General features: G+C 73.2%; 15 protein-coding genes and 1 pseudogene. 8 read left to right on the top strand and 8 right to left on the bottom strand.

Annotated elements, in window-relative coordinates; all coding sequences use genetic code 11:
* Positions 1-133 precede the first annotated feature (133 nt).
* Positions 134-3,106, top strand: coding sequence for an FAD-binding and (Fe-S)-binding domain-containing protein (locus tag ACFXPL_RS22350; protein WP_384922217.1), 2,973 nt, complete (start codon positions 134-136; stop codon positions 3,104-3,106).
* 78 nt (positions 3,107-3,184) lie between these two features.
* Here the strand turns inward: ACFXPL_RS22350 and ACFXPL_RS22345 are convergent, their stop codons facing one another.
* Positions 3,185-3,796, bottom strand: a complete 612-nt coding sequence (locus tag ACFXPL_RS22345) for a TetR/AcrR family transcriptional regulator (RefSeq protein ID WP_384922214.1) — start codon at positions 3,794-3,796, stop codon at positions 3,185-3,187.
* 90 nt (positions 3,797-3,886) lie between these two features.
* On the opposite strand from ACFXPL_RS22345, the gene ACFXPL_RS22340 reads away from it, so the two are divergent.
* Together ACFXPL_RS22340 and ACFXPL_RS22335 are read left to right on the top strand one after the other, a co-directional pair.
* Complete coding sequence (locus ACFXPL_RS22340; protein WP_384922211.1) at positions 3,887-4,834, top strand: oxidoreductase; 948 nt, start codon at positions 3,887-3,889, stop codon at positions 4,832-4,834.
* A gap of 405 nt (positions 4,835-5,239) precedes the next feature.
* Entirely contained in the window at positions 5,240-6,145 is a 906-nt protein-coding gene (locus ACFXPL_RS22335; protein WP_384922208.1) for an endonuclease/exonuclease/phosphatase family protein, read from the top strand.
* 33 nt (positions 6,146-6,178) lie between these two features.
* On the opposite strand, the gene ACFXPL_RS22330 is transcribed toward ACFXPL_RS22335, so the two are convergent.
* The 5 genes from ACFXPL_RS22330 to ACFXPL_RS22310 all read right to left on the bottom strand — a co-directional run bounded on the left by ACFXPL_RS22330 (position 6,179) and on the right by ACFXPL_RS22310 (position 10,584).
* Positions 6,179-6,538, bottom strand: a complete 360-nt coding sequence (locus tag ACFXPL_RS22330) for an STAS domain-containing protein (RefSeq protein ID WP_384922205.1) — start codon at positions 6,536-6,538, stop codon at positions 6,179-6,181.
* Positions 6,535-7,803: a PP2C family protein-serine/threonine phosphatase gene (locus tag ACFXPL_RS22325; RefSeq protein WP_384922203.1), complete on the bottom strand. Its 1,269-nt coding sequence runs from the start codon at positions 7,801-7,803 to the stop codon at positions 6,535-6,537. Before ACFXPL_RS22325 ends, ACFXPL_RS22330 begins: the two co-directional genes overlap by 4 nt.
* Positions 7,803-8,612: an alpha/beta fold hydrolase gene (locus ACFXPL_RS22320; protein WP_384922201.1), complete on the bottom strand. Its 810-nt coding sequence runs from the start codon at positions 8,610-8,612 to the stop codon at positions 7,803-7,805. The genes ACFXPL_RS22325 and ACFXPL_RS22320 overlap by 1 nt, the downstream gene beginning before the upstream one ends.
* Before the next feature lie 85 nt (positions 8,613-8,697).
* Entirely contained in the window at positions 8,698-9,669 is a 972-nt protein-coding gene (locus ACFXPL_RS22315) for an SDR family NAD(P)-dependent oxidoreductase (protein ID WP_384922198.1), read from the bottom strand.
* 96 nt (positions 9,670-9,765) lie between these two features.
* Positions 9,766-10,584, bottom strand: a complete 819-nt coding sequence (locus ACFXPL_RS22310) for an SDR family oxidoreductase (protein WP_384922195.1) — start codon at positions 10,582-10,584, stop codon at positions 9,766-9,768.
* Between the two features lie 127 nt (positions 10,585-10,711).
* Between ACFXPL_RS22310 and ACFXPL_RS22305 the strand changes: the two genes are divergently transcribed.
* Positions 10,712-11,302, top strand: a complete 591-nt coding sequence (locus ACFXPL_RS22305) for a TetR/AcrR family transcriptional regulator (protein ID WP_384922192.1) — start codon at positions 10,712-10,714, stop codon at positions 11,300-11,302.
* Between the two features lie 57 nt (positions 11,303-11,359).
* On the opposite strand, the gene ACFXPL_RS22300 is transcribed toward ACFXPL_RS22305, so the two are convergent.
* Positions 11,360-13,303, bottom strand: a complete 1,944-nt coding sequence (locus tag ACFXPL_RS22300; protein ID WP_384922189.1) for a sulfatase — start codon at positions 13,301-13,303, stop codon at positions 11,360-11,362.
* 199 nt (positions 13,304-13,502) lie between these two features.
* Complete coding sequence (locus tag ACFXPL_RS22295) at positions 13,503-14,402, bottom strand: LysR family transcriptional regulator (RefSeq protein WP_384922187.1); 900 nt, start codon at positions 14,400-14,402, stop codon at positions 13,503-13,505.
* A gap of 231 nt (positions 14,403-14,633) precedes the next feature.
* Between ACFXPL_RS22295 and ACFXPL_RS22290 the strand changes: the two genes are divergently transcribed.
* From ACFXPL_RS22290 to ACFXPL_RS22275, 4 genes and pseudogenes are all read left to right on the top strand, one after another.
* A complete protein-coding gene (locus ACFXPL_RS22290; protein ID WP_384922184.1) occupies positions 14,634-15,641 on the top strand; it encodes a DMT family transporter in 1,008 nt (335 codons plus the stop codon).
* An 81-nt stretch (positions 15,642-15,722) separates the two neighbouring features.
* Positions 15,723-16,526, top strand: a complete 804-nt coding sequence (locus tag ACFXPL_RS22285) for a TIGR03084 family metal-binding protein (protein WP_384922181.1) — start codon at positions 15,723-15,725, stop codon at positions 16,524-16,526.
* 23 nt (positions 16,527-16,549) lie between these two features.
* Positions 16,550-18,352: pseudogene (locus tag ACFXPL_RS22280) on the top strand (acyclic terpene utilization AtuA family protein); the annotation flags it as partial.
* A gap of 302 nt (positions 18,353-18,654) precedes the next feature.
* Positions 18,655-20,262: an acyl-CoA carboxylase subunit beta gene (locus ACFXPL_RS22275; RefSeq protein WP_384922178.1), complete on the top strand. Its 1,608-nt coding sequence runs from the start codon at positions 18,655-18,657 to the stop codon at positions 20,260-20,262.

The raw sequence follows: 20,262 nt of genomic DNA, 5'->3' as shown, positions 1-20,262 counted from the left end.
GTGCTCAAACGGTGGCCACTATATGAGAATTGACGATCAGATTGGGAGGTTCCTGGCTGCTTTCTTCTCCCGTGCAGGTGTGGTGGAGATCGAAAACACCGATCCGCGCCCGCTCCGGGGGCATCCTGGAGACATGGCCGATCAGGTTGAGCAGCGGGAATCGACAGCAGCGGCGCTCTATACGTCCACCGCCCTCGCGCAGGAGCTGAAATCAGCCATGCGGGGAGAGGTGGACTTCGGGGCGGCCACGCGGGCCCTCATGACCATGGACGCGTCCAACTACCGCAGGGTTCCGGTCGGAGTGGTCGCGCCACGTGACACGGCCGACGTGGCGGCCGCCCTCGCGGTGTGCGCGGAGCACGGCGTACCGGTGGTGCCGCGCGGCGCGGGCACCTCGATCGCCGGACAGGCCACGGGCGTCGGGGTCGTCCTCGACCTCACCCGCCACCTGCGCTCCGTCGTATCGGTGGACGCGCGGGCCCGCACGGCGGTCGTCCAGCCCGGCGTCGTCCTCGACGATCTGCGCGCCGCCGCCCGCCCGTACGGCCTGACCTTCGGCCCCGATCCGTCCACGCACAGCCGGTGCACGCTCGGCGGGATGATCGGCAACAACGCGTGCGGGTCGCACTCGGTGGCCTGGGGCACCACCGCCGACAACGTCCACGGACTGTCCGTCCAGACGTACGGGGGCGAGGCGCTGCGCCTGGGCCGCGGGTGGGGCGGGGCCCCGGGATCCCCGTCGCCCGGCGCGCCCGCCGGGCTGCGCGCGCTGGTGGACCGGAACCTGGCGCTCCTGCGCACCGGCTTCCCGGCCGCGATGCCCCGCCGGATCTCCGGCTACGCCCTCGACGCGCTCCTCCCCGAGAACGGCACCGACCTGGCCCGCGCCTTCTGCGGCAGCGAGGGCACCCTCGGCGTCGTCACCGAAGCGACGGTACGGCTCGTCGAGTCGCCCGCCGCCCGCGCCCTCGCCGTACTCGGCTACCCCGACGAGAGCGCCGCCGCCGAGGCCGCCGCAGGGCTGCTCCCGTACGGTCCGCTCACCGTCGAGGGCATGGCCGAGGACCTGGTGCGCGGCGGCCACGACCTGCCGCGCGGCGGGGCCTGGCTGTTCGTGGAGACCGGCGGCGCGACATCCGCCGAGGCGCGCGCCCGCGCCGAGGAGATCGTGCGCACGGCCGACGCGCTCGACGGCGCGGTCGTGACCGACCCGGCGGGTCAACGGGCGCTGTGGCGCGTACGGGAGGACGCGGCCGGCACGGCGACGCGCATGCCGGACGGCAGCGAGGCCTGGCCCGGCTGGGAGGACTGCGCCGTCCCGCCCGCCCGACTCGGCACGTACCTCAGGGAGTTCAGGACGCTCCTGGGCGAACACGGGCTGCGCGGCACGCCGTACGGACACTTCGGCGACGGCTGCATCCATGTCCGCATCGACTTCGACCTGTTGACCGAGGACGGCGTACGCCGCTTCCGCCGCTTCTCGGAGGAGACGGCCGAACTCGTCGTCGCGCACGGCGGATCACTCTCCGGCGAACACGGCGACGGACTGGCCCGCGCCGAGCTGCTGCCGAAGATGTACGGAGACGAACTGGTCGGCCTCTTCAGCGAGTTCAAGGACGTCTGGGACCCGGGGGGCGGCCTGAACCCGGGCGTGCTGGCCCGTCCCGCCCGCCTCGACGAGAACCTGCGTTTCTCCGTACTGCCGCGCGAGCCCGTCGACGTCGCGTTCGGCTACCCGCACGACGGCCCGTCCGGCGGCGACTTCTCCGCGGCCGTCCGGCGGTGCGTGGGCGTCGCCAAGTGCCGTGTCGCCGGACCGAGTTCGGGTACGGGCGTCATGTGCCCCTCCTTCCGCGCGACGGGCGAGGAACAGCACTCGACGCGCGGACGCGCCCGGCTGCTCCACGAGATGCTCGCGGGCGAGGTGGTGACGGACGGCTGGCGCTCCACGGAGGTACGGGACGCCCTCGACCTGTGCCTGTCCTGCAAGGGCTGCCGCAGCGACTGCCCGGTGGGCGTGGACATGGCCACGTACAAGGCGGAGTTCCTGCACCACCACTACGCGGGCCGGCGGCGCCCGGCGGCCCACTACGCCATGGGGTGGCTACCGCTCTGGCTCCGGCTGGCGGCGCCCTTCGCGCGCGTACTGAACGCGGCGGCACGGGTACGGCTCCTGGCGGCGCTCGCGAAACGGCTCGGCGGGATCGCCCCCGAGCGGACGATCCCGGCGCTGGCGCCGGAGACGTTCGGCCGGTGGCTGCGCCGCAGGCGGCAGCCGCGGCCCGACGGCACGGCGAGGGGCGGTCCGCGGGCCGTGCTGTGGCCGGACACCTTCACGGAGTACCTGTCGCCGTCGGTCGGGCAGGCGGCGGTACGGGTGCTGGAGGCGGCGGGCCTCGACCTCGTGACTCCGGGGGCCCGGGGTGAGGACGGGGGCGTCGGAGGCGGCAAGGGTGGCAGGGGCGGCAAGGGTGGCAAGGGTGGCAAGGGTGGCCGGGGTGGCCGGGGTGGCAGGGTCTGCTGCGGGCTCACGTACGTCTCCACGGGCCAGCTCGACCGCGCCCGCACGGTCATGCGCCACACCCTCGACGTGATGGAACCGCTGCTCGACGCCGGCCTTCCGGTCGTCGTCCTCGAACCGAGCTGCGCCGCCGCGCTCACCACCGACCTCCCGGAACTCCTCGCCGACGACCCCCGCGCGGCCCGCCTCGCCGCGTCCGTCCGTACCTTCGCCCAGGCGCTGGAGGAGTGCGCCCCGCAGTGGCGGCCCCCGCGCCTCGACCGTACGGTCGCCGGCCAGACCCACTGCCACCAGCACGCGGTCCTGGGCGAAGGAGCGGAACGCCGCCTGCGCGAACAAGCGGGCCTGACCGGCGAGTTGAGCGGCGGATGCTGCGGCCTGGCGGGCAACTTCGGCTTCGAACATGGCCATTACGACGTCTCGGTGGCCTGCGCCGAGGACCAGCTGCTGCCCGCGGTCAGGGCGGTCGCGGACGGTACGGAGATCCTGGCGGACGGCTTCTCGTGCCGTACGCAACTGGAGCAACTGGACGGCACCCGGGCCCGGCACCTGGCGGAGGTGCTCGCGGAAGCGCTGGAGGATTGACCTCAAGCGCGGTCGAGGTCCTGGCCGAGCCTCCTCACCTTCCTTCAGGGCTGAACCCGGCCACGGCGCGGCACGGGCTCAACTCCGCGCGGAGGCAGGGGAGTGTGTGCGCAGCCCGTCGCTGACGACCGCGATGATCGGATCCAGCGCGCGCCCTTCCCCCCGGGTCATGCAGGCGGCCATCAGCGTCTGGACATCGGCGAGAGCGACATCGGCGCGCACGGCGCCGGCCTTCTGGGCGCGGTCCAGCAGGCTCTCCGTACAGTCGCACAGCAGGTCGAGGCCCATGCGGTCGTGCGCGCTGCCCTTGCCGTCCTTGCCGTCTTGGCCGTCCTGGCCGTTCTGGTCCTGGGGGGCCGTGGCCAGGTGTTCGGCCAGCCCGCGGTTGGCCGCGCCCGCGTGCACCGTGGCGGCGAGGAACAGGAAGAACGCGGTGCCGGGCTCCTCCCGCTCCGCGATCGCGTCGGCGCGGGCGACCAGTTCCTCCACCCCGCTGCGCAGGATGGCCTCGATCAGGTCCTCCTTGGTGGGGAAGTGCCGGCTGACGGTGCCGGTGCCGACCCCCGCGCGCCGGGCGATCTCGTGCACGGGCACGGACAGGCCCTCGGTCGCGAAGATCTGAGCCGCCACCTCCAGTACGTGCGCCCGATTACGCCGTGCGTCGGCGCGCAGCGGCGGTTGGTTCGTCATGGGTCTCCTCGCGGCGTGGACAACCGGGATGGCCGTCCCGTATGTTCATCGGTAAGCGGGATGCTCATCCCGATTCTAGGAGGTATCGCCATGTCTCGCCATGCCTGGACCGTCGAAGAAGTCCCCGACCAGCACGGACGTACGGCAGTGATCACCGGGGCCAACACCGGGATCGGCTTCGAGGTGGCCCGGATCCTCGCCCGGCGCGGCGCCGCGGTGGTACTGGCCTGCCGGACCCCGGCCAAGGCGGCCGATGCGGCCGACCGAATCCGTACCGCCGCGCCGGGCTCGACCGTCACCACGCTGCGGCTGGACCTGGCGTCCCAGGAATCCGTACGCGAGGCCGCCGAGGAGCTACGGGCCCGGCACGAGCGCGTCGACCTGCTCATCAACAACGCGGGCATGCTCGGCTCCAGGGAGCGCACCGTCACCGAGGACGGCTTCGAAGCGACGTTCGCGACCAACCACCTCGGCGTGTTCGCCTTCACCGGCCTGGTCCTGGACCGGCTGCTCCCGGTGCCCGGCTCTCGGATCGTGACGGTCAGCAGCATCGTCCACCGTTACGCCACCCTCGACTTCGACGACCTCCACTCCCTGCGGACGTACCGGAGGGACGCCGTCTACGGCCGCTCGAAACTGGCCAACCTGATGTTCACCTACGCACTGCAACGCCAACTGGCCGCGTCCGGCGCGCACACGGTCGCCCTGGCCGCGCACCCGGGCATGTCCCGTACGGAGTTCACCCGCGACCTCGGTCCGGTCAACCGGTTCCTCTTCGGCCCGCGCGCCAAGGCCGTGACCGGGTGGATGGTGCAGGACAAGGCGGTCGGCGCGCTGGGCGCGGTGCGCGCCGCGGTGGCCCCGGAGGCGCGGGGCGGCGAGTACTACGGGCCGCCCGGACGCGCCCAGTTCACCGGTCACCCCGTACGGATCGAGTCCAGCGCCAGGTCGTACGACACCGCCGCGCAAGCCCGGTTGTGGCGGGAGTCCGAGCGGCTGACGGGGGTCGGCCATCCCCTTCCGCAGCGCCAGAAGTAACGCCGGCCCGGCGGGACGGGGCTCGGGTTCGGCGCCCCGTGCGTCGGCGGCCCCGTCGGCTCACGCCTCGCGCACCCGCACGCGCCTCCAGCCAACAGCCAGGCCTTGCCGGAGTCGGGCCCGCGGGGGCCGTCCCGTCATCCTGGCGGCTTCGAAACCGAGGCGCCTGGCAGCTCGTCTTGGGAGGCGAGGCCAAGTGGATGGGAAGCCATGGTGGAGCAGGTGCGGGCGGGTGGCGGTGCGGTGTCGGCGGTGCGGGGGACGGTGAAGGCGGTGCTCCGGCGAGGCGCAAGTGCGCGTGAGGGCTCGGACCCGGGCGAGGGCTCAGGCTCGGGCTCGGGCTCAGGCTCAGGCTCAGGCTCGGGCGAGGGTGCGGAGGCGCGGTCGGCGTGGCGGCGGGGGCGGGTGGTCGCCGGGTTGGCGGTGGTGACGGGCGGGCTGCTGGCGTTTCACCGGGCGGTGCCCAACTCCGTCGGCGGAATGGGGAGTCTGCTGGAGGCGTTCCTGCCGTGGCTCGGCCTCGTGGCGGTGGTGCTGCTGGGGCCGGCGCTGCTGCGTCGCTCGGCCGTGGCGCTGCTGGCCCTGCTCCTTCCGGTGACCGCCTGGACGTACCTCTTCGGCGGGCTGCTGCTGCCCGGGGCGGAGCCCGGCCCGCGCGAACTGGTGGTGGTGCAGCACAACGTCAGCGACGAGAACGCCGACCCCGCCGGTACGGCCCGCGCGCTGGCCGGGGCCGAACCCGATCTCATCGCGCTGGAGGAGCTGATGCCCCCGGCGCTGGAGGTCTACGAGAAGGCCCTCGCCCCGGAGTACCCCCACCACGCGGTGCAGGGCAGCGTCGGGCTCTGGTCGAAGTATCCGCTGACCGAGGCGGGGCTGCTCGACATCAGCCCGCAGGGGATCGGCGAGGGGTGGCGGCGCGGGCTGCGCGCCGTGGTCCGCACGCCGCACGGTGAGGTCGCGGCGTACGTAGCGCACCTGCCCTCGATCCGCGTCCGGGCGAGCGGCCTCGCCTCCGCCTGGCGGGACGAGAGCGCGGGCCTGCTGGGCAGGGCGATCGGAGCGGAGAAGGTGGAGGCGCTGATCCTGCTGGGCGATCTGAACGGCACGGTCGAGGACCGGGGGCTGGCCCCGGTGACCTCGCGACTGAACGTCGCGGAACGGGGCATGGCCTTCAGCTTCCCCGCCGCCCTGCCCCTGGCGAGGATCGACCAGGTCATGGCCCGCGCGGGCACCGTCGCCGAGATCCGTACGCTGCCCGCGACCGGCAGCGACCATCTCCCGGTGGCCGCCCGGATCGCCTTGGAATGAGCGGGCGGCGTCGCGCGCGTCCCCCGTTACCCGCTACCCCGCGGTGGGCGGCCAGGCGTCCTCGGCGGCCCGGGCGGTGGGGTGGGTGGGGAAGACCGGTTCCAGGCCGACGAGGCGGAAGATCCGTCTGACCCGGTCGGGGACCGCGGCCAGCGCGATGGCCGCGCCGGACGCCAGGGCGTGGTTGCGGGCGGCGATCAGCACGGTGACACCGCTGGAGTCGCAGAACGTGAGACCGGCGAGGTCGAGGACGAGCTGCTGGCCCGTCCCCAGGTCGAGTCCGGTGAGCGCCGCGCGGACCTCGGGCGCGGTGCGGTGGTCCAGCTCCCCGGTCAGCTCGATGACCGCTCCGGTGGAGGTGGTGCGGGTGTGGAGGGTCAGGTGCTGGGTCACTGCGGCTCTTCACTGGTGGGTCGGGGCACATGGATGGCGAGGACGGCGGTGTCGTCGTCCACACCGGCGCCGAAGGTGTCGAGCAGGTCGCGGACCGCGCCCACGGCTTTCGACGCGGTGGTGGGGGCGAGGGCGCGGCCGAAGTCGAGGAGGGCGTCGTCGCCGTAGCGGTCCTCGCCGCCCGCGGCGGTGTGGGCCTCGGTCAGCCCGTCGGTGTGCAGGAGCAGGGTGTCGCCCGGGGTGAGACGGACGGTGGTGGTGGCGATGTGGGCGTCGGGCAGGACCCCGATGAGCTGTCCGCCGGGGGTGGGCAGATACGCGGCGGCGCCGTCCCCGCGCATCAGCAGGGCGGGCGGGTGCCCGCCGCTGGCCAGGGTGATGTGGAAGCCGCCGCGCTCGGTGTCCGGGGTGAGCAGGCCGAAGACGACGGTGCAGAACCGGGGATCGGCGCCGTTGTACTCGTGGTTCAGCACGGTGTTGAGATTGGCGAGTACGGCCACCGGATCGGGGTCGTAGACGGCGGCGGCGCGCAGCGTGTAGCGGGCCAGCGAGGTGACGGCCGCGGCTGCGGCGCCCTTTCCGCACACATCGCCCAGGAACAGGCCCCAGGCCCCGGCGGCCAGAGGGAAGAGGTCGTAGAAGTCGCCGCCGACCTCGTCGACGGAGGCGATGTGGTAGTACGCGGCCACGTCCAGGTCGGGCACGTTCGCCAGGGTCGGCGGCAGCAGCGTCTTCTGGAGGGTGGTGGCCAGGCGCTGGAGCCGGTCGCGTTCCTGGTCGGCCTCCTGACGGGCGCGCAGCAGCTCGGTCTCGTAGGCGCGCCGCTCGCGGGCGTCGAAGACGCTGGTACGGATCAGCAGCGGCTGCCCGTCGCTGCCCGTCTTCACCGTCGAGGTGACCATGACGGGCAGCCGGGAGCCGTCGGCGGCCTTCAGCTCCAGGGCGATGCCGCTGACCTCGCCCTGCAACCGCAGCAGCGGTGCGAAGTGGGTCTCGTGGTAGAGCCGGCCCCCGACGGTCAGCAGGTCGGAGAAGTACTTACGGCCCACCAGCTCGTCGCGTCCGTGGCCGAGCCACTCCAGCAGCGTCGTGTTGACCTTCGCGATGCGCCCGTCCATCAGGGTGGAGAGATAGCCGCACGGCGCGTGCTCGTAGAGGTCCTCGGCGCTGTCCTCCAGCAGTGCGGAGAACTGCGCCCGCTCCTGCGCCGATCCGCGGTCCGCGTCCGGGGCCGCGCCCTCCCCCTCGTCGCCCGTCCGGCACATCACCCGGCGGCTCCGGCGAACGCGGCGATCGCCGCGGCGGTCTCCTCCGGGGCGGCGAGCTGAGGGCAGTGTCCCGTCGCGTCCAGGGTGACCAGGCGGCTGCCCGGTATCCGCGCGTGCACGAACGCGCCCACCTCCGGCGGGGCTATCGCGTCGCTGGAACACTGGGCGACCAGCGTGGGCACCCGCACCGACGCGAGATCGGCGCGGTTGTCGGAGAGGAACGTCGCCCGGGCGAAGACCCGGGCGATGCCGGGGTCGGTACGGCAGAAGCTGTTGGTCAGCTCCTCACCCAGCTCGGGCCGCTCCGGGTTGCCCATGATCACCGGGGCCATGGCGCCCGACCATCCCAGATAGTTCGCGTCCAGCGACTCCAGCAGCTCGTCGATGTCCCCGGCGCTGAACCCGCCCCGGTAACCGGTGGCCGGGTCGTCGACGTAACAGGGCGAGGGGGCGAGCAGCACCAGCCCGGCGAACGCCCCCGGCTCCCGCCCGGCGGCCAGCACGCCCATCATCGCGCTCACCGAATGCCCCACGAACGTGACCGGGCCGAGCGCCAGCTCCCGGCACAGCTCCAGCACGTCGTCGGCGTAACCGTCCAGCGAGGCGTAGCGCTCCGGGCTCCACGCCGACAGCTCCGAGCCGCCCGAGCCGACATGGTCGAAGAGGACCACGGTGAAGTCCCGCTCCAGGGCGGGCACCACGAGGCGCCACAGGTTCTGGTCGCAGCCGAAGCCGTGCGCCAGCATCACCACCGGTCCCCCGGGGCACCCGGTCACCGTCACATGGTTCCTGCTCCGCACGTCCATGCGGCACATCCTCCCAGACCGGCTCCCGGCCGCTCGGGGCGATCGCGGGGCGGGTGGCACACCCCGGGGCGGGGGCCGGGGCGGTTCAGGCGCGGCCGAGATCCTCGGACACGGCCCACAGCCGTGCCGCGTTCTCCCGGTCCAGCGCGTACGGGGCCACCCCGGCGACGGAACCGGCCCGCTCGGTGACCGGCCCGGCCTCGGCGCAGTCCTCGAAGTAGCGGCCGGTGACCCCCTCCACCGTCGGGGAGGCGGCCAGCAGCGCCGAGGTGGCGGCGCCCTGCTCCACCGTCTTGCCCGGCGGCAGCGCGAGTTCGCCCGAGGCCACGAAGGCGGCCACCTGATCCATGTCCATGTGCCGGGCCAGCGAGGTGTCCGCGATGTTCCCCGGCATCAGCGCGTTGGCGGTGATCCCGTCGTCGGCCCACCGCTCGGCGGCACCGACGGCGAAGAGGGTGTTGGCGGTCTTCGACTGCCCGTAGGAGGTCCACGGGTCGTAGGGGCGGAAGCGGTAGGCCAGGTCGTCGAAGACGACCGGGGAGAAGAGATGGCCGATGGAGCTGACCGAGACGACCCGCGCGCCGCCCGCCGCCGCGAGCGCCGGACGGAGCCCGGTGGCTAGGGCGAAGTGGCCCAGGTGGTTGACGGCGAACTGCCACTCCTGGCCGTCCGGGGTACGGGAGAGCCGCGGCAGCGCCATCACGCCCGCGTTGTTGACCAGGATGTGCAGCGGGCCCTGCCAGGCCGCCACGAACGCGGCGACCGTCGACCGGTCGGCCAGATCGAGCCGCCCCACGGTCAGCTTCCCCGACCCGGGTGGCAGTTCCGCCGCCAGGCGCTCCGCCACACGGGCGCCCGCGGCGGTGTCCCGTACGGCCAGGGTGACATCGGCCCCCGCGGCGGCGAGCACCCGGGCCGTCTCCGCCCCGATGCCCGATCCGGCTCCGGTCACCACGGCCCGGCGGCCGTGCAGATCGACGCCTTCGGTCACCTCGGCGGCGGTGGTGCTCGCCCCGAACGTACGGGGGTGGTGCGGTGCGGACGACGGTACGGACATGGGAGCGATCTCCTGACGTTGACGGATGACTGCTTGACGCGAATCGGGTCGGTGCCGCTGGTGGCGAGGGGCGGTACGAGGCCGGGGCGCTCCGGATCAGCCCTGGGCGATCCGGGAGACGTGCTGCCAGTCGGCCCAGGTCCGCAGGCGCTCGGCGTAGACGGGCTCGATGATCTTGATGGGGTCCGTGCCGAACAGCACCCGCAGCGGCGGGTTCTCGGCGTCGACGACGTGCAGCAGGGCTTCGCCCGCGTCCGCCGGGTCGGCGTACCTGGCTCCCTCGAAGGCGGCCGCACCGGCGGCGCGGACCTCGTCGTATGCGGGGTTCGGCCGGGCCCGCGCGGCCGAGGAGCCCGCCCAGTCGGTGGAGAAACCGCCCGGCTCGACGACCGTGACCTTGATCCCGAAGCCGGCGACCTCCTGGGCCAGGGACTCGCTGAACCCTTCGAGCGCCCACTTGGACGCGTGGTACGCGCCCAGCGACGGGAACGCGGCCACGCCGCCCACGGACGACACCTGCACGATGTGGCCGCTCCGCTGCGCGCGCAGGATCGGCAGCACGGCCTGGGTGACCCAGTACGCGCCGAAGAGGTTCGTCTCCAACTGGTCGCGCAGCTCCTGCTCGCCGACCTCCTCGACCATGCCGAACAGCCCGTACCCGGCGCTGTTGACCACGACGTCGAGGCGGCCGAACCGCTCGTGCGCGGCGCCCACCGCCGAGGTGACGGCAGCCTTGTCGGTGACGTCCAGGGCGAGCGGCAGGACCGCGTCGTCGCCGTACCGGGTGACCAGATCGTCCAGCGCGGCCGTGTTCCTGGCGGTCGCGGCGACCCGGTCGCCGCGCTCCAGCGCGGACCGGGCGAAGGCGCGCCCCAGGCCGCGGGACGTGCCGGTGATGAACCAGACCTTGCTCATGACGTCTCCTTCGGGGTCGGGCGGGCCCACCGGAAAGGACCTCCGGGGGCCTGTTTCACCGTAACCCACAAAGTTAGACGAGTCCAAATATGAACTCGTCCATAAATCGGCACGTACAATGCCGCACATGGCAGGAACGATGAATCTGCGCGAGCGCAAGAAGCTGGCGACCTGGCGCGCCATCCACACCGCCGCCCTGCGGCTCTTCGACGAGGTCGGCTTCGAGGCCACGACCGTCGAGCAGATCGCGGCCGCGGCGAACGTCTCGCGCGCCACCTTCTTCAACTACTTCGCGGGCAAGGAGGCCGTGGTCTTCGACCAGACGCCCGAGGAGCGCCGCCACTGGCAGGCGCTGATGGAGGACCGTCCTGCCGACGAGCCGCTCTGGGACTCGCTGGCGGCCGTCCTCACGGGGTTCTGCGAGAGCCTGCGCGAGCGCATACCGATGCAGCGCCGGCTCAAGGCGCAGTCACCGGCGCTCGCCCAGTCGGGCCAGAACTTCGGCGAGCGGTTCTTCACCGATCTGCGGAACTGGGCGGCGGACCGCTCCGCCGCCACCGGGCAGGACGAGCTGACCACGGCCCTGAGCGTGAACCTCGCCGTGGCGGCCACCCACACCGCGTATCAGATCTGGCCGGAGGATGAGCCCTTCGACGGTTTCCTGCGGCGACTGGAGGAATGCCTCCACCAAGCGCGCCCCGGCGCGGCCACCGACTGACCCCCGTCACCTCTCCGGCCGCCCCACTCCGCCGTCCGCGTCACTCCTCCGTCCGCGTCACTCCTCCGTCCGGCCGCCCGCCGCCACCTTGCTCGGCGGCGACGCGGACGGGGACGAGGACGGCGACGCGGACGGGGACGAGGACGGGGACGAGGACGGGGACGACGGCCGCTGGTCGTCCGGCTGCGGGCCGTACGCCGTCAGGAAGCGGTCCCTGAAGGTGTCCATGCGCCAGACCGGGGCGTCCGGGCCCGGCTTCAGGCCGTCCTGCCAGCCCCAGTCGGCGATCCGGTCGAGGACCGCCGGGTCGCGGGCGACGATCGAGATCGGGACGTCGCGGCCGGCGCCGGGTCCTGTGACGGTCGCGTTGGGCTGGTGGTCGCCGAGGAAGACCAGGACGGTGTCGTCGGTGCCGTACTTCTCCACGTACGAGATGAGGCTGCTCAGCGAGTACTCGATCGCCCGGCGGTACTCGCGCCGCAGCTTCTCCGGGTCCGCCAGGACCTCCTTCGGGTCCGTGCCCGCCTTCTTGATGCCGTGGTAGACCGAGCCGTCACCGATCTCGTCCCAGCCGACCATCTTGGGGATCGGCGACCACGGGTTGTGGCTGGAGGCGAGGACGATCTCCGTCATCAGCGGTTCGCGGTTCTTCCTGCCGTGCTCCAGGCGCTCGTACGCGTCCAGGCTGTACTGGTCCGGTACGGGCGACCAGCTGAACTTCGGGCCCTGGTAGCCGATGTCCCGCGAGTCGTAGATGTGGTCGAGGCCGAAGAACCTCCCCTCCGGCCAGGAGCGGGTGACGCCCGGCATGATGCCGACCGTCCGCCAGTCGCCGGTGCGGCCGAAGGCGCCGGTGAGGGTGAGGCGGTCGCTCGACGTGACGCTGCGGTACCGCTGCTGGTTCTTGATCCACATGCCGGACATGAAGGTGGAGTGCGCCAGCCAGCTTCCCGCGCCCGCCACCGGCGAGGTGAGGAAGCCGCTCTCGGAGGCGAACCCGGCCGCCTTGAGCCGGTCGGTCCCGTCCGCCAGCACCTCGCCGACCTGCGGGGCCATCGCCGGGTCCTCGATCGCGCTGCGGCCGTAGCTCTCGATGAACGTGAAGATGACGTCCTTGCCGCGCAGCCCCGTCAGGAGCTGGTCGTCCGGGGTGGCGCGGAAGTGGTCGACGGCGGCTTCCTCGGCGAACACCTTCCCGTCCTTGAGGCCGGCGCTCACCAGGTCCGCGTGGTTCTGTACGAGATCGGTCGCCGTCCTGGACGCGACCGGCGCCCCGGCGACCTGTAGGCCGAGCGCCGTGCAGGTGACCCACACGGTCCCGAACAGCAGGGTGGTACGGGTCGTCGCGCCGCTGTGGCGCACCAGGAGGCCGGCCAGCCGTACGACCGCCAGCGTCATCAGGACGACCAGGGCGAGGGCGAGGACCGCGACCCCGATCACGGCGGCGATCGCGCCGGCCCCGCCGAGGGTGTCCCTGAGGAACGACTCGGCGTCGTCGAACAGGATCCAGTCCAGCACCAGGTCGAACGGCCGGTCCAGGACCGTGTGGAAGCCCATGTCGAGGAAGTTGAGGATGGTCACCAGACCGAGGACCGCGCCCGCGCCCGCCGCCGCCACCCGGCCCGCCCGGGGCGGCAGGACGAGCAGCACGCCGGCGCCGATGATCGCCTCCACCGGTATGTGGACGAAGGCGCCGGGGGTGAGGAGGGCGGTCTCGTTCGGGAGGAGGAGGGCGAGGAAGACCAGCACGGCGGCCAGGGCGGTGAGCGTCCAGGACGCGGCACGGACCAGGGACGGGCGTCGGTCCCGCACAGGGGAGGGCGCGGCTGCGGAGGAGGGCGCGTCTGCGGGGGAGGGCGCGGCCGGTTCCTCGCCGGGAGTGGGCTCGGCCGGGGTGATCCCGTCCTTCGGATCCTTCGGGGGCCCGGTCGGCGTCGGGCCCTCGTGGGGGGTCGCTCCGTCCGTGTTCAGCAGGCGGCGAGCGCGCGTCCAGAGCGACAACCTGAAGGTCCTTCCGTGCGAAACCCTGGGGTGACACGGCGGACCGGGCCCGTCGGGCAGGACCGCCGCCAGACTGTACGGACCTGCGACGGTTTCGGTTCAACCGTCCGGGTGCGACGGCGGAGGTACGTACGCGGGTCACGCGCGTTCGCGTACGCGGGTCACGCGCGTTCGTACGCGGTGACGCGTAGGTACTCGGTCACGTGTACGTGCCCGGTGACGCGTACGTGCCCGGTGACGCGTTCCGCGCCAGCTCGCGCGCCAGTGCCACGAGACGGTGTACCGCCGGATGCGGCGCCGCTTCCCGCCAGGCCAGGAAGAGCTGGAGCGGCGGCGCCTCCGGGAGCGGGCGGTAGGCGACCCCGGGGTGTGGGTGCACGGCCGGCGTCGAGGTGCCCGTGACACCGATGCCCCTGCCCGCCGCGATCGCTGTCAGCCAGTCGTCGGTGTTGCCGACGGTGAGCGTGGTCACCGGGCCGGTCTCCCGTGGCCACAGGGCCGGGGTCGTGGTGCCCGAGACCGTGTTCACGAGCACCGTCTCGGACGCCAGTTCCGCCAGTGTCAGCGACGCACGGGCCGCGAGCGGGCCGTCGGCGGGGACCGCCGCCATCCGCTCCTCGGTGAACAGCAGCTCCTTGACCAGCCCCGGGGTCTCCACCGGCCCCGGCCCGCGCAGCAGCGCCGCGTCGACCTCGCCCCGGGCGAGCCCCGCCGTACGGTCGTCGATCCTGAGCAGTTCCAGCGGGGTCTCCGGGTGCTCCCGCTCCCAGCGCCGCAGCAGGGGCGTCGTGTACGGGCCGAAGGCCGACCAGGCGTGGCCGAGCCGCAGCGGCCGGTGGCTCAGCCGGCCGACGTCGAGCGCCTCGTCGAACGCGGCGACCGCCGACGCCGCCTTGTCGCGGAAGGCGCGGCCCTCGGCGGTGAGGGCGAGGTGGTGGGTGGAGCGCTCCGCGAGCCGTACGCCGAGCTGCTTCTCCAGCGCGGCGAGGGTACGGGAGACGACGGGCTGCGTGAGGTGGAGCCGGGCTGCCGCCCTGGTCACGCTGGATTCTTCGGCGATGGCGAGGAAGCAGCGGAGGTGGCGCAGCTCGATGCTCATGCTTCTGGAGCATAACGCCAGCCCACTTGGCATTTCCGGAGGTGGAGGCGGCGGTCGTAGCGTGGGCGGGTGATGAGCGGCTGCCGCGTGGGCGAGCGGGGCGCGAAAGTGCAGTATCTTGGATTCGGTGTCCATTGTGATGGACTGTCGTGCCGCAGTGACCGGCCGATGGCCGACCGGCCGGTGCTCGACCGGCCGGTGCTCGACCGGCCGATGGCTGACTGATGTGAGATGGGAGGGGTTGGGGTGGAAGAGTCGCGTACCGCCGCCTTGGGTGCCGCCGTGCCGGTGCCCGAAGCCGTTGCGGCAGGGGTTGCCGACGGGGCGGGTTCCGGCTCGGACCCCGGCTCCCGGAGGCGGGTCCTCGGGCCCGTCGCTCTCGTCGTCGCGGGCGGGGTCTCCGTGCAGTTCGGGGCGGCCGTCGCGGTCATGCTCATGCCCCGTACCGGTGCCGTCGGCATCGTCACGCTGCGGCTCGGGCTCGCCGCGCTCGTCATGCTCGCCGTGTGCCGGCCGAAGCTGCGCGGGTACGCGCGCGCCGACTGGGGGACCGTCGTCGCGTTCGGCGCCACCCTCGCCGCCATGAACGGCCTCTTCTACCAGGCCCTCGAACGTATCCCGCTGGGTGTCGCCGTCACCCTGGAGGTTCTCGGTCCGCTGGCTCTCTCGGTGATCGTCTCCCGGCGGCTGGTCAATCTCCTGTGGGCGGTGCTCGCGCTCGGCGGGGTGGTGCTGCTCAGCGGCGGCGGCTTCGACCGGATCGACCTGGTGGGCGTCGCATACGCACTCGGTGCGGGCGTCATGTGGGCGACGTACATAGTCTTCAGCGCGCGTACCGGCCGCCGCTTCCCGCAGGCGGACGGGCTCGCGCTGGCGATGGCGGTCGGCGCGCTGCTCATCCTGCCGCTGGGGATCGCGGAGTCGGGGACGAAACTGCTGGTGCCGTCCACGCTGGGGCTGGCCCTGGTGGTGGCGTTCATGTCGTCCGTCCTGCCATACACCCTCGAACTGCTCGCGCTGCGGCGGCTGCCCGCGCCCACCTTCGCCGTGCTGATGAGTCTGGAACCGGGAGTCGCGGCGGCCTCCGGATTCCTCCTCCTGAACCAGGCGCTCTCCGTGGTGGACGCACTGGCGATCGCGCTGGTCATCGCGGCGAGCATGGGGGCCGTACGGACCCAGACGCGTAAGCGGACGCGCGCCCGGCTGCGGGCGGCGGACCAGGTGACAGCGGGGAAGTAAAGCAAGCGTGCTTGCTTGTTTCTGTGGGCGCTGCCATGCTCCGGGACACGCACACCGCCGTGCCCCGAGGGGAGCGCATCCGTGTCCGACGCTGTTGCCGTGTTCGGTGACCTGAAGGCCGAGAGTGATGAACTCGACCTGATCGTACGGGAGTTGCGCGAGGCGGAGTGGGCGAAGGGCACCCCCGCCCCCGGCTGGACCATCGCCCACCAGATCGCCCACCTCGCCTGGACCGACGCCGTGGCGCTGCTCGCCGTGACCGACCCCGGCGCCTTCGCCGTGGAGGCGGAGCGGGCCGCCGACGCCCCCGCCACCTTCGTCGACGAGGCCGCGCGGGCCGGGGCCGGGCCGCCCGCCCCCGTACTCCTCGCCCGGTGGCGCGAGGGCCGCGCACGCCTCGGTGCCGCCCTCGACGAGGCCCCGCCCGGTGCGCGTTTCCCCTGGTACGGGCCGCCGATGAGCGCCCCGTCCCTGGCCACCGCCCGGCTGATGGAGACCTGGGCGCACGGCCAGGACATCGCGGACGCGCTGGGTGTGACGCGGGCGCCGACCGCACGGCTGCGGCACGTCGCCAGGATCGGTGTACGGGCCCGTGACTACGCCTATCTCGTCCGGGGCGAACAGCCGCCCGCCGAGCCGTTCCGTGTCGAACTGGCCGGGCCGGCAGGTGAGTTATGGGCGTACGGGCCCGAGGAGGCGACCCAGTACGTGACCGGGCCCGCGCTCGACTTCTGTCTGCTGGTGACACAACGGGCCCATCGCGCGGACCTCGCCGTACGGGCGAAGGGCGCCGACGCCGACCACTGGCTGGAGATCGCGCAGGCGTTCGCCGGGCCGCCGGGGGAGGGCCGCGCTCCCGGGGGCTTCCAGGGCCGGGGCGTGTGAGCCGGGTGGGCGACGGCGAGGGCATGTCCCGTGACGGCGTGCTGCGGATCGGGAACGCCTCCGGCTTCTACGGCGACCGTTTCGACGCGCTGCGCGAGATGCTCACCGGCGGCCCCCTCGATGTGCTGACCGGGGACTACCTCGCCGAACTGACCATGCTCATCCTCGGCCGCGACCGCCTGAAGGACCCGCGCGCGGGGTACGCCAAGACCTTCCTGCGGCAGTTGGAGGAGGGGCTCGGGCTGGCCCATGAGCGGGGCGTCCGGATCGTCACCAACGCGGGCGGCCTGAACCCGGCCGGACTCGCCGACGCCATAAGGGAGTTGGCCCAACGGGTCGGAGTGCCGGTACGGGTCGCCCATGTCGAGGGCGACGACCTGCTGCGGCAGCGGCAGTGGGGCGACGGCGTCCTCACCGCCAACGCCTACCTCGGCGGCGCCGGGATCGCCGCCTGTCTGCGGGCCGGCGCGGAGGTCGTCGTCACCGGGCGCGTCACGGACGCGGCGCTGGTCACCGGGCCGGCCGGCGCCCACTTCGGCTGGTACGAGGCGGGGCCGGCCGACGGCCCCGGCCGCGACCCTGGCCCCGGCCACCGCCGGGACCGCCACCTCGACGCGCTCGCCGGGGCGGTCGTCGCCGGGCACGTGCTGGAGTGCGGCACCCAGGCGACCGGCGGGAACTACTCCTTCTTCACCCGGCACGACGTACGCCGCCCCGGCTTCCCCCTCGCCGAGATCCACGCCGACGGCTCGGCGGTGATCACCAAGCACGACGGTACGGGCGGGGTCGTGGACCTCGGCACCGTCACCGCCCAACTGCTCTACGAGACCGGGGGCACCCGGTACCCGGGCCCGGACGTGACCGCCAGGATCGACACCGTACGGCTCCACCGGGACGGCCCCGACCGCGTCAGGATCACGGGCGTACGCGGCGAACCGCCGCCCCGGACGCTCAAGGTCGGGCTGAACCGGATCGGCGGCTGGCGCAACGAGATCGTCTTCGTCCTCACCGGCCTCGACATCGAGGCCAAGGCCGCTCTCGTACGCACCCAGGTGGAGGACGCGCTCGGCGGAGCCGACGCACTCGGCACGCGTGGGGTGCCCGGCGCACCGGCCGCGCGCCGCCGTCCGGCGGAGGTCCGCTGGGAGCTGTCCCGTACGGACCGGCCGGACGCCGCCACCGAGGAGACCGCGAGCGCCCTGCTCCGGCTCGTCGTGCGCGACGGCGACCCGGAGGCGGTGGGGCGGGCGGTCACCGGGGCGGCGGTCGAGCTGGCGCTCGCCAGTTACCCGGGGTTCCACGTGACGGCCCCGCCGGGCAAGGGCGCGCCGTACGGGGTCTTCGAGGCGGCGTACGTCGACGCGGACGAGGTGACCCAGGTGGCCGTACTGCCGGACGGGAAGCGCGTCTCCATCCCACCTCCCTCACGCGGCGGAGCCGGTGACCTGGATGTCGTACCGCCGCCCGGACTTCCCGAGCCGCTGCCGGCCGGGCTGCCCACCCGCCGCGTCCCCCTCGGCACCGTCGCGGGCGCCCGCAGCGGTGACAAGGGCGGGGACGCCAACGTGGGGCTCTGGGTGGAGAGCGAGCGCGCGTGGCGGTGGCTGGCACACGAGCTGACGGTCGAGCGCTTCCACCAACTCCTGCCGGAAACATCCGACTTGACCGTCACACGGCATCTCCTTCCGCGCCTCCGCGCCGTCAACTTCACCGTCGAGGGGCTGCTCGGTGAGGGGGTCGCCGCGCGGGCCCGGTTCGATCCGCAGGCGAAGGCGCTGGGGGAGTGGCTGCGCGCGCGCCGTCTCGACATCCCGGCATCGCTGATCACGGGATCCCCGCACACCGGGCCGGCTGAGTGCGCCGAGGCGGCTGAGCCGGCCGACTGCGCCGGGCGCACCGAACCCGCCGACTGCGTCGAACCCGCCGGGCGTACCGAACCCGTCGGACCAGCCGGGCGTACCGAACCCGCCGAACCCGCCGGACCCGCCGGACCCGCCGAACCCGCCGGACCCGCCGAACCCGCCGGACCCGCCGAACGCGGCGTGTCCACCGAACGCACCGGACCCGCCGAACGCACCGGACCCGCCCCGCGCGCCCCATCAGCCCAGCCCGCCCCGGAGGTCCCGCAGTGACCGTGCTCCCCTCGGCCCTCGACGTCACCTCCGCCGCGTACGCCGCCCACCGCGAGGCCATGCTCGCCAAGCTCGCCCAGCTCGACGCCGAGCACGCGAAGGCCCTCGCGGGCGGCGGCGAGAAGTACACCGCCCGCCACCGGGCGCGCGGCAAGCTCCTCGCCCGGGAGCGGATCGAGCTGCTGCTCGACCCCGACACACCGTTTCTGGAGCTCTCCCCGCTCGCCGCCTGGGGCAGCGAGTACCCCGTCGGCGCCTCCATGGTCACCGGCGTCGGTGTGGTCGAGGGCGTCGAGTGTGTGATCACCGCCAACGACCCGACCGTACGGGGCGGTTCGTCCAATCCCTGGACGCTGCGCAAGGCCCTGCGGGCCAACGGGATCGCGTACGCCAACCGCCTCCCCCTCATCAGTCTGGTCGAGTCGGGCGGCGCCGATCTCCCTTCCCAGAAGGAGATCTTCATCCCCGGCGGGGCGCTCTTCCGTGATCTCACCCGGCTCTCCGCCGCCGGGATCCCCACCGTCGCCGTCGTCTTCGGCACCTCCACGGCGGGCGGCGCGTACGTCCCCGGGATGTCCGACCACACCGTCATGATCGAGGAGCGGTCGAAGGTCTTCCTCGGCGGGCCGCCGCTGGTGAGGATGGCCACGGGCGAGGAGAGCGACGACGAGTCCCTGGGCGGCGCCGCGATGCACGCCCGTACGTCGGGGCTCGCGGACCACTTCGCGCGGGACGAGCCGGACGCGCTCCGGCAGGCCCGGCGCATCGTCGCCCGCCTCAACTGGCGCAAGGCGCGGGCCGATCCGACGCCCACGGCCCGGATCGAGCCGCCGTCGTACGACGAGGACGAACTCCTCGGGATCGTCCCCGGCGACCTGAAGATCCCCTTCGATCCGCACGAGGTCGTCGCCCGGATCGTGGACGGCTCCGACTTCGACGCGTTCAAGCCGCTGTACGGGCCCAGCCTGGTCACCGGCTGGGCCCGGCTGCACGGCTTCCCGGTCGGGATCCTCGCCAACGCGCACGGTGTGCTGTTCTCCGCCGAGTCGCAGAAGGCCGCGCAGTTCATCCAGCTCGCCAACCAGCGTGACATCCCGCTCGTCTTCCTCCACAACACCACCGGCTACATGGTCGGCAAGGAGTACGAGCAGGGCGGCATCATCAAGCACGGCGCGATGATGATCAACGCGGTGGCGAACTCGAAGGTCCCCCACCTCTCCGTCCTGATGGGCGCGTCGTACGGCGCCGGCCACTACGGCATGTGCGGCCGGGCCTACGATCCGCGCTTCCTCTTCGCCTGGCCGAGCGCCAAGTCCGCCGTCATGGGCCCGCAGCAGCTCGCGGGCGTCCTCTCGATCGTGGCGCGCGCCTCGGCCGAGGCGAAGGGGCAGGTGTACGACGAGGAGGGGGACGCGGCGCTGCGCGCGGTGGTGGAGCGGCAGATCGAGTCCGAGTCGCTGCCGGCGTTCCTGTCGGGGCGGCTGTACGACGACGGGGTCATCGATCCGCGCGACACCCGCACCGTCCTCGGCCTGTGCCTGTCCGCCGTGCACAGTGCCCCGGTCGAGGGCGTGCGCGGCGGCTTCGGCGTCTTCCGGATGTGA

It is taken from the genome of Streptomyces sp. NPDC059092 (genome assembly GCF_042756365.1).
Classification (GTDB): domain Bacteria; phylum Actinomycetota; class Actinomycetes; order Streptomycetales; family Streptomycetaceae; genus Streptomyces.
The sequence above is the reverse complement of the archived record's forward strand: the minus strand, read 5'-3'. Positions and strand labels throughout refer to the sequence as shown.

Excerpts from the sequence above, each read along its gene's own strand:
- ACFXPL_RS22350 (WP_384922217.1), top strand. The coding sequence starts at position 134 with ATGGCCGATCAGGTTGAGCAGCGGGAATCGACAGCAGCGGCGCTCTAT.
- ACFXPL_RS22345 (WP_384922214.1), bottom strand. The coding sequence starts at position 3,796 with ATGACGAACCAACCGCCGCTGCGCGCCGACGCACGGCGTAATCGGGCG.
- ACFXPL_RS22340 (WP_384922211.1), top strand. The coding sequence starts at position 3,887 with ATGTCTCGCCATGCCTGGACCGTCGAAGAAGTCCCCGACCAGCACGGA.
- ACFXPL_RS22325 (WP_384922203.1), bottom strand. The coding sequence starts at position 7,803 with ATGTGCCGGACGGGCGACGAGGGGGAGGGCGCGGCCCCGGACGCGGAC.
- ACFXPL_RS22320 (WP_384922201.1), bottom strand. The coding sequence starts at position 8,612 with ATGGACGTGCGGAGCAGGAACCATGTGACGGTGACCGGGTGCCCCGGG.
- ACFXPL_RS22315 (WP_384922198.1), bottom strand. The coding sequence starts at position 9,669 with ATGTCCGTACCGTCGTCCGCACCGCACCACCCCCGTACGTTCGGGGCG.
- ACFXPL_RS22310 (WP_384922195.1), bottom strand. The coding sequence starts at position 10,584 with ATGAGCAAGGTCTGGTTCATCACCGGCACGTCCCGCGGCCTGGGGCGC.
- ACFXPL_RS22305 (WP_384922192.1), top strand. The coding sequence starts at position 10,712 with ATGGCAGGAACGATGAATCTGCGCGAGCGCAAGAAGCTGGCGACCTGG.
- ACFXPL_RS22295 (WP_384922187.1), bottom strand. The coding sequence starts at position 14,402 with ATGAGCATCGAGCTGCGCCACCTCCGCTGCTTCCTCGCCATCGCCGAA.
- ACFXPL_RS22290 (WP_384922184.1), top strand. The coding sequence starts at position 14,634 with ATGGGAGGGGTTGGGGTGGAAGAGTCGCGTACCGCCGCCTTGGGTGCC.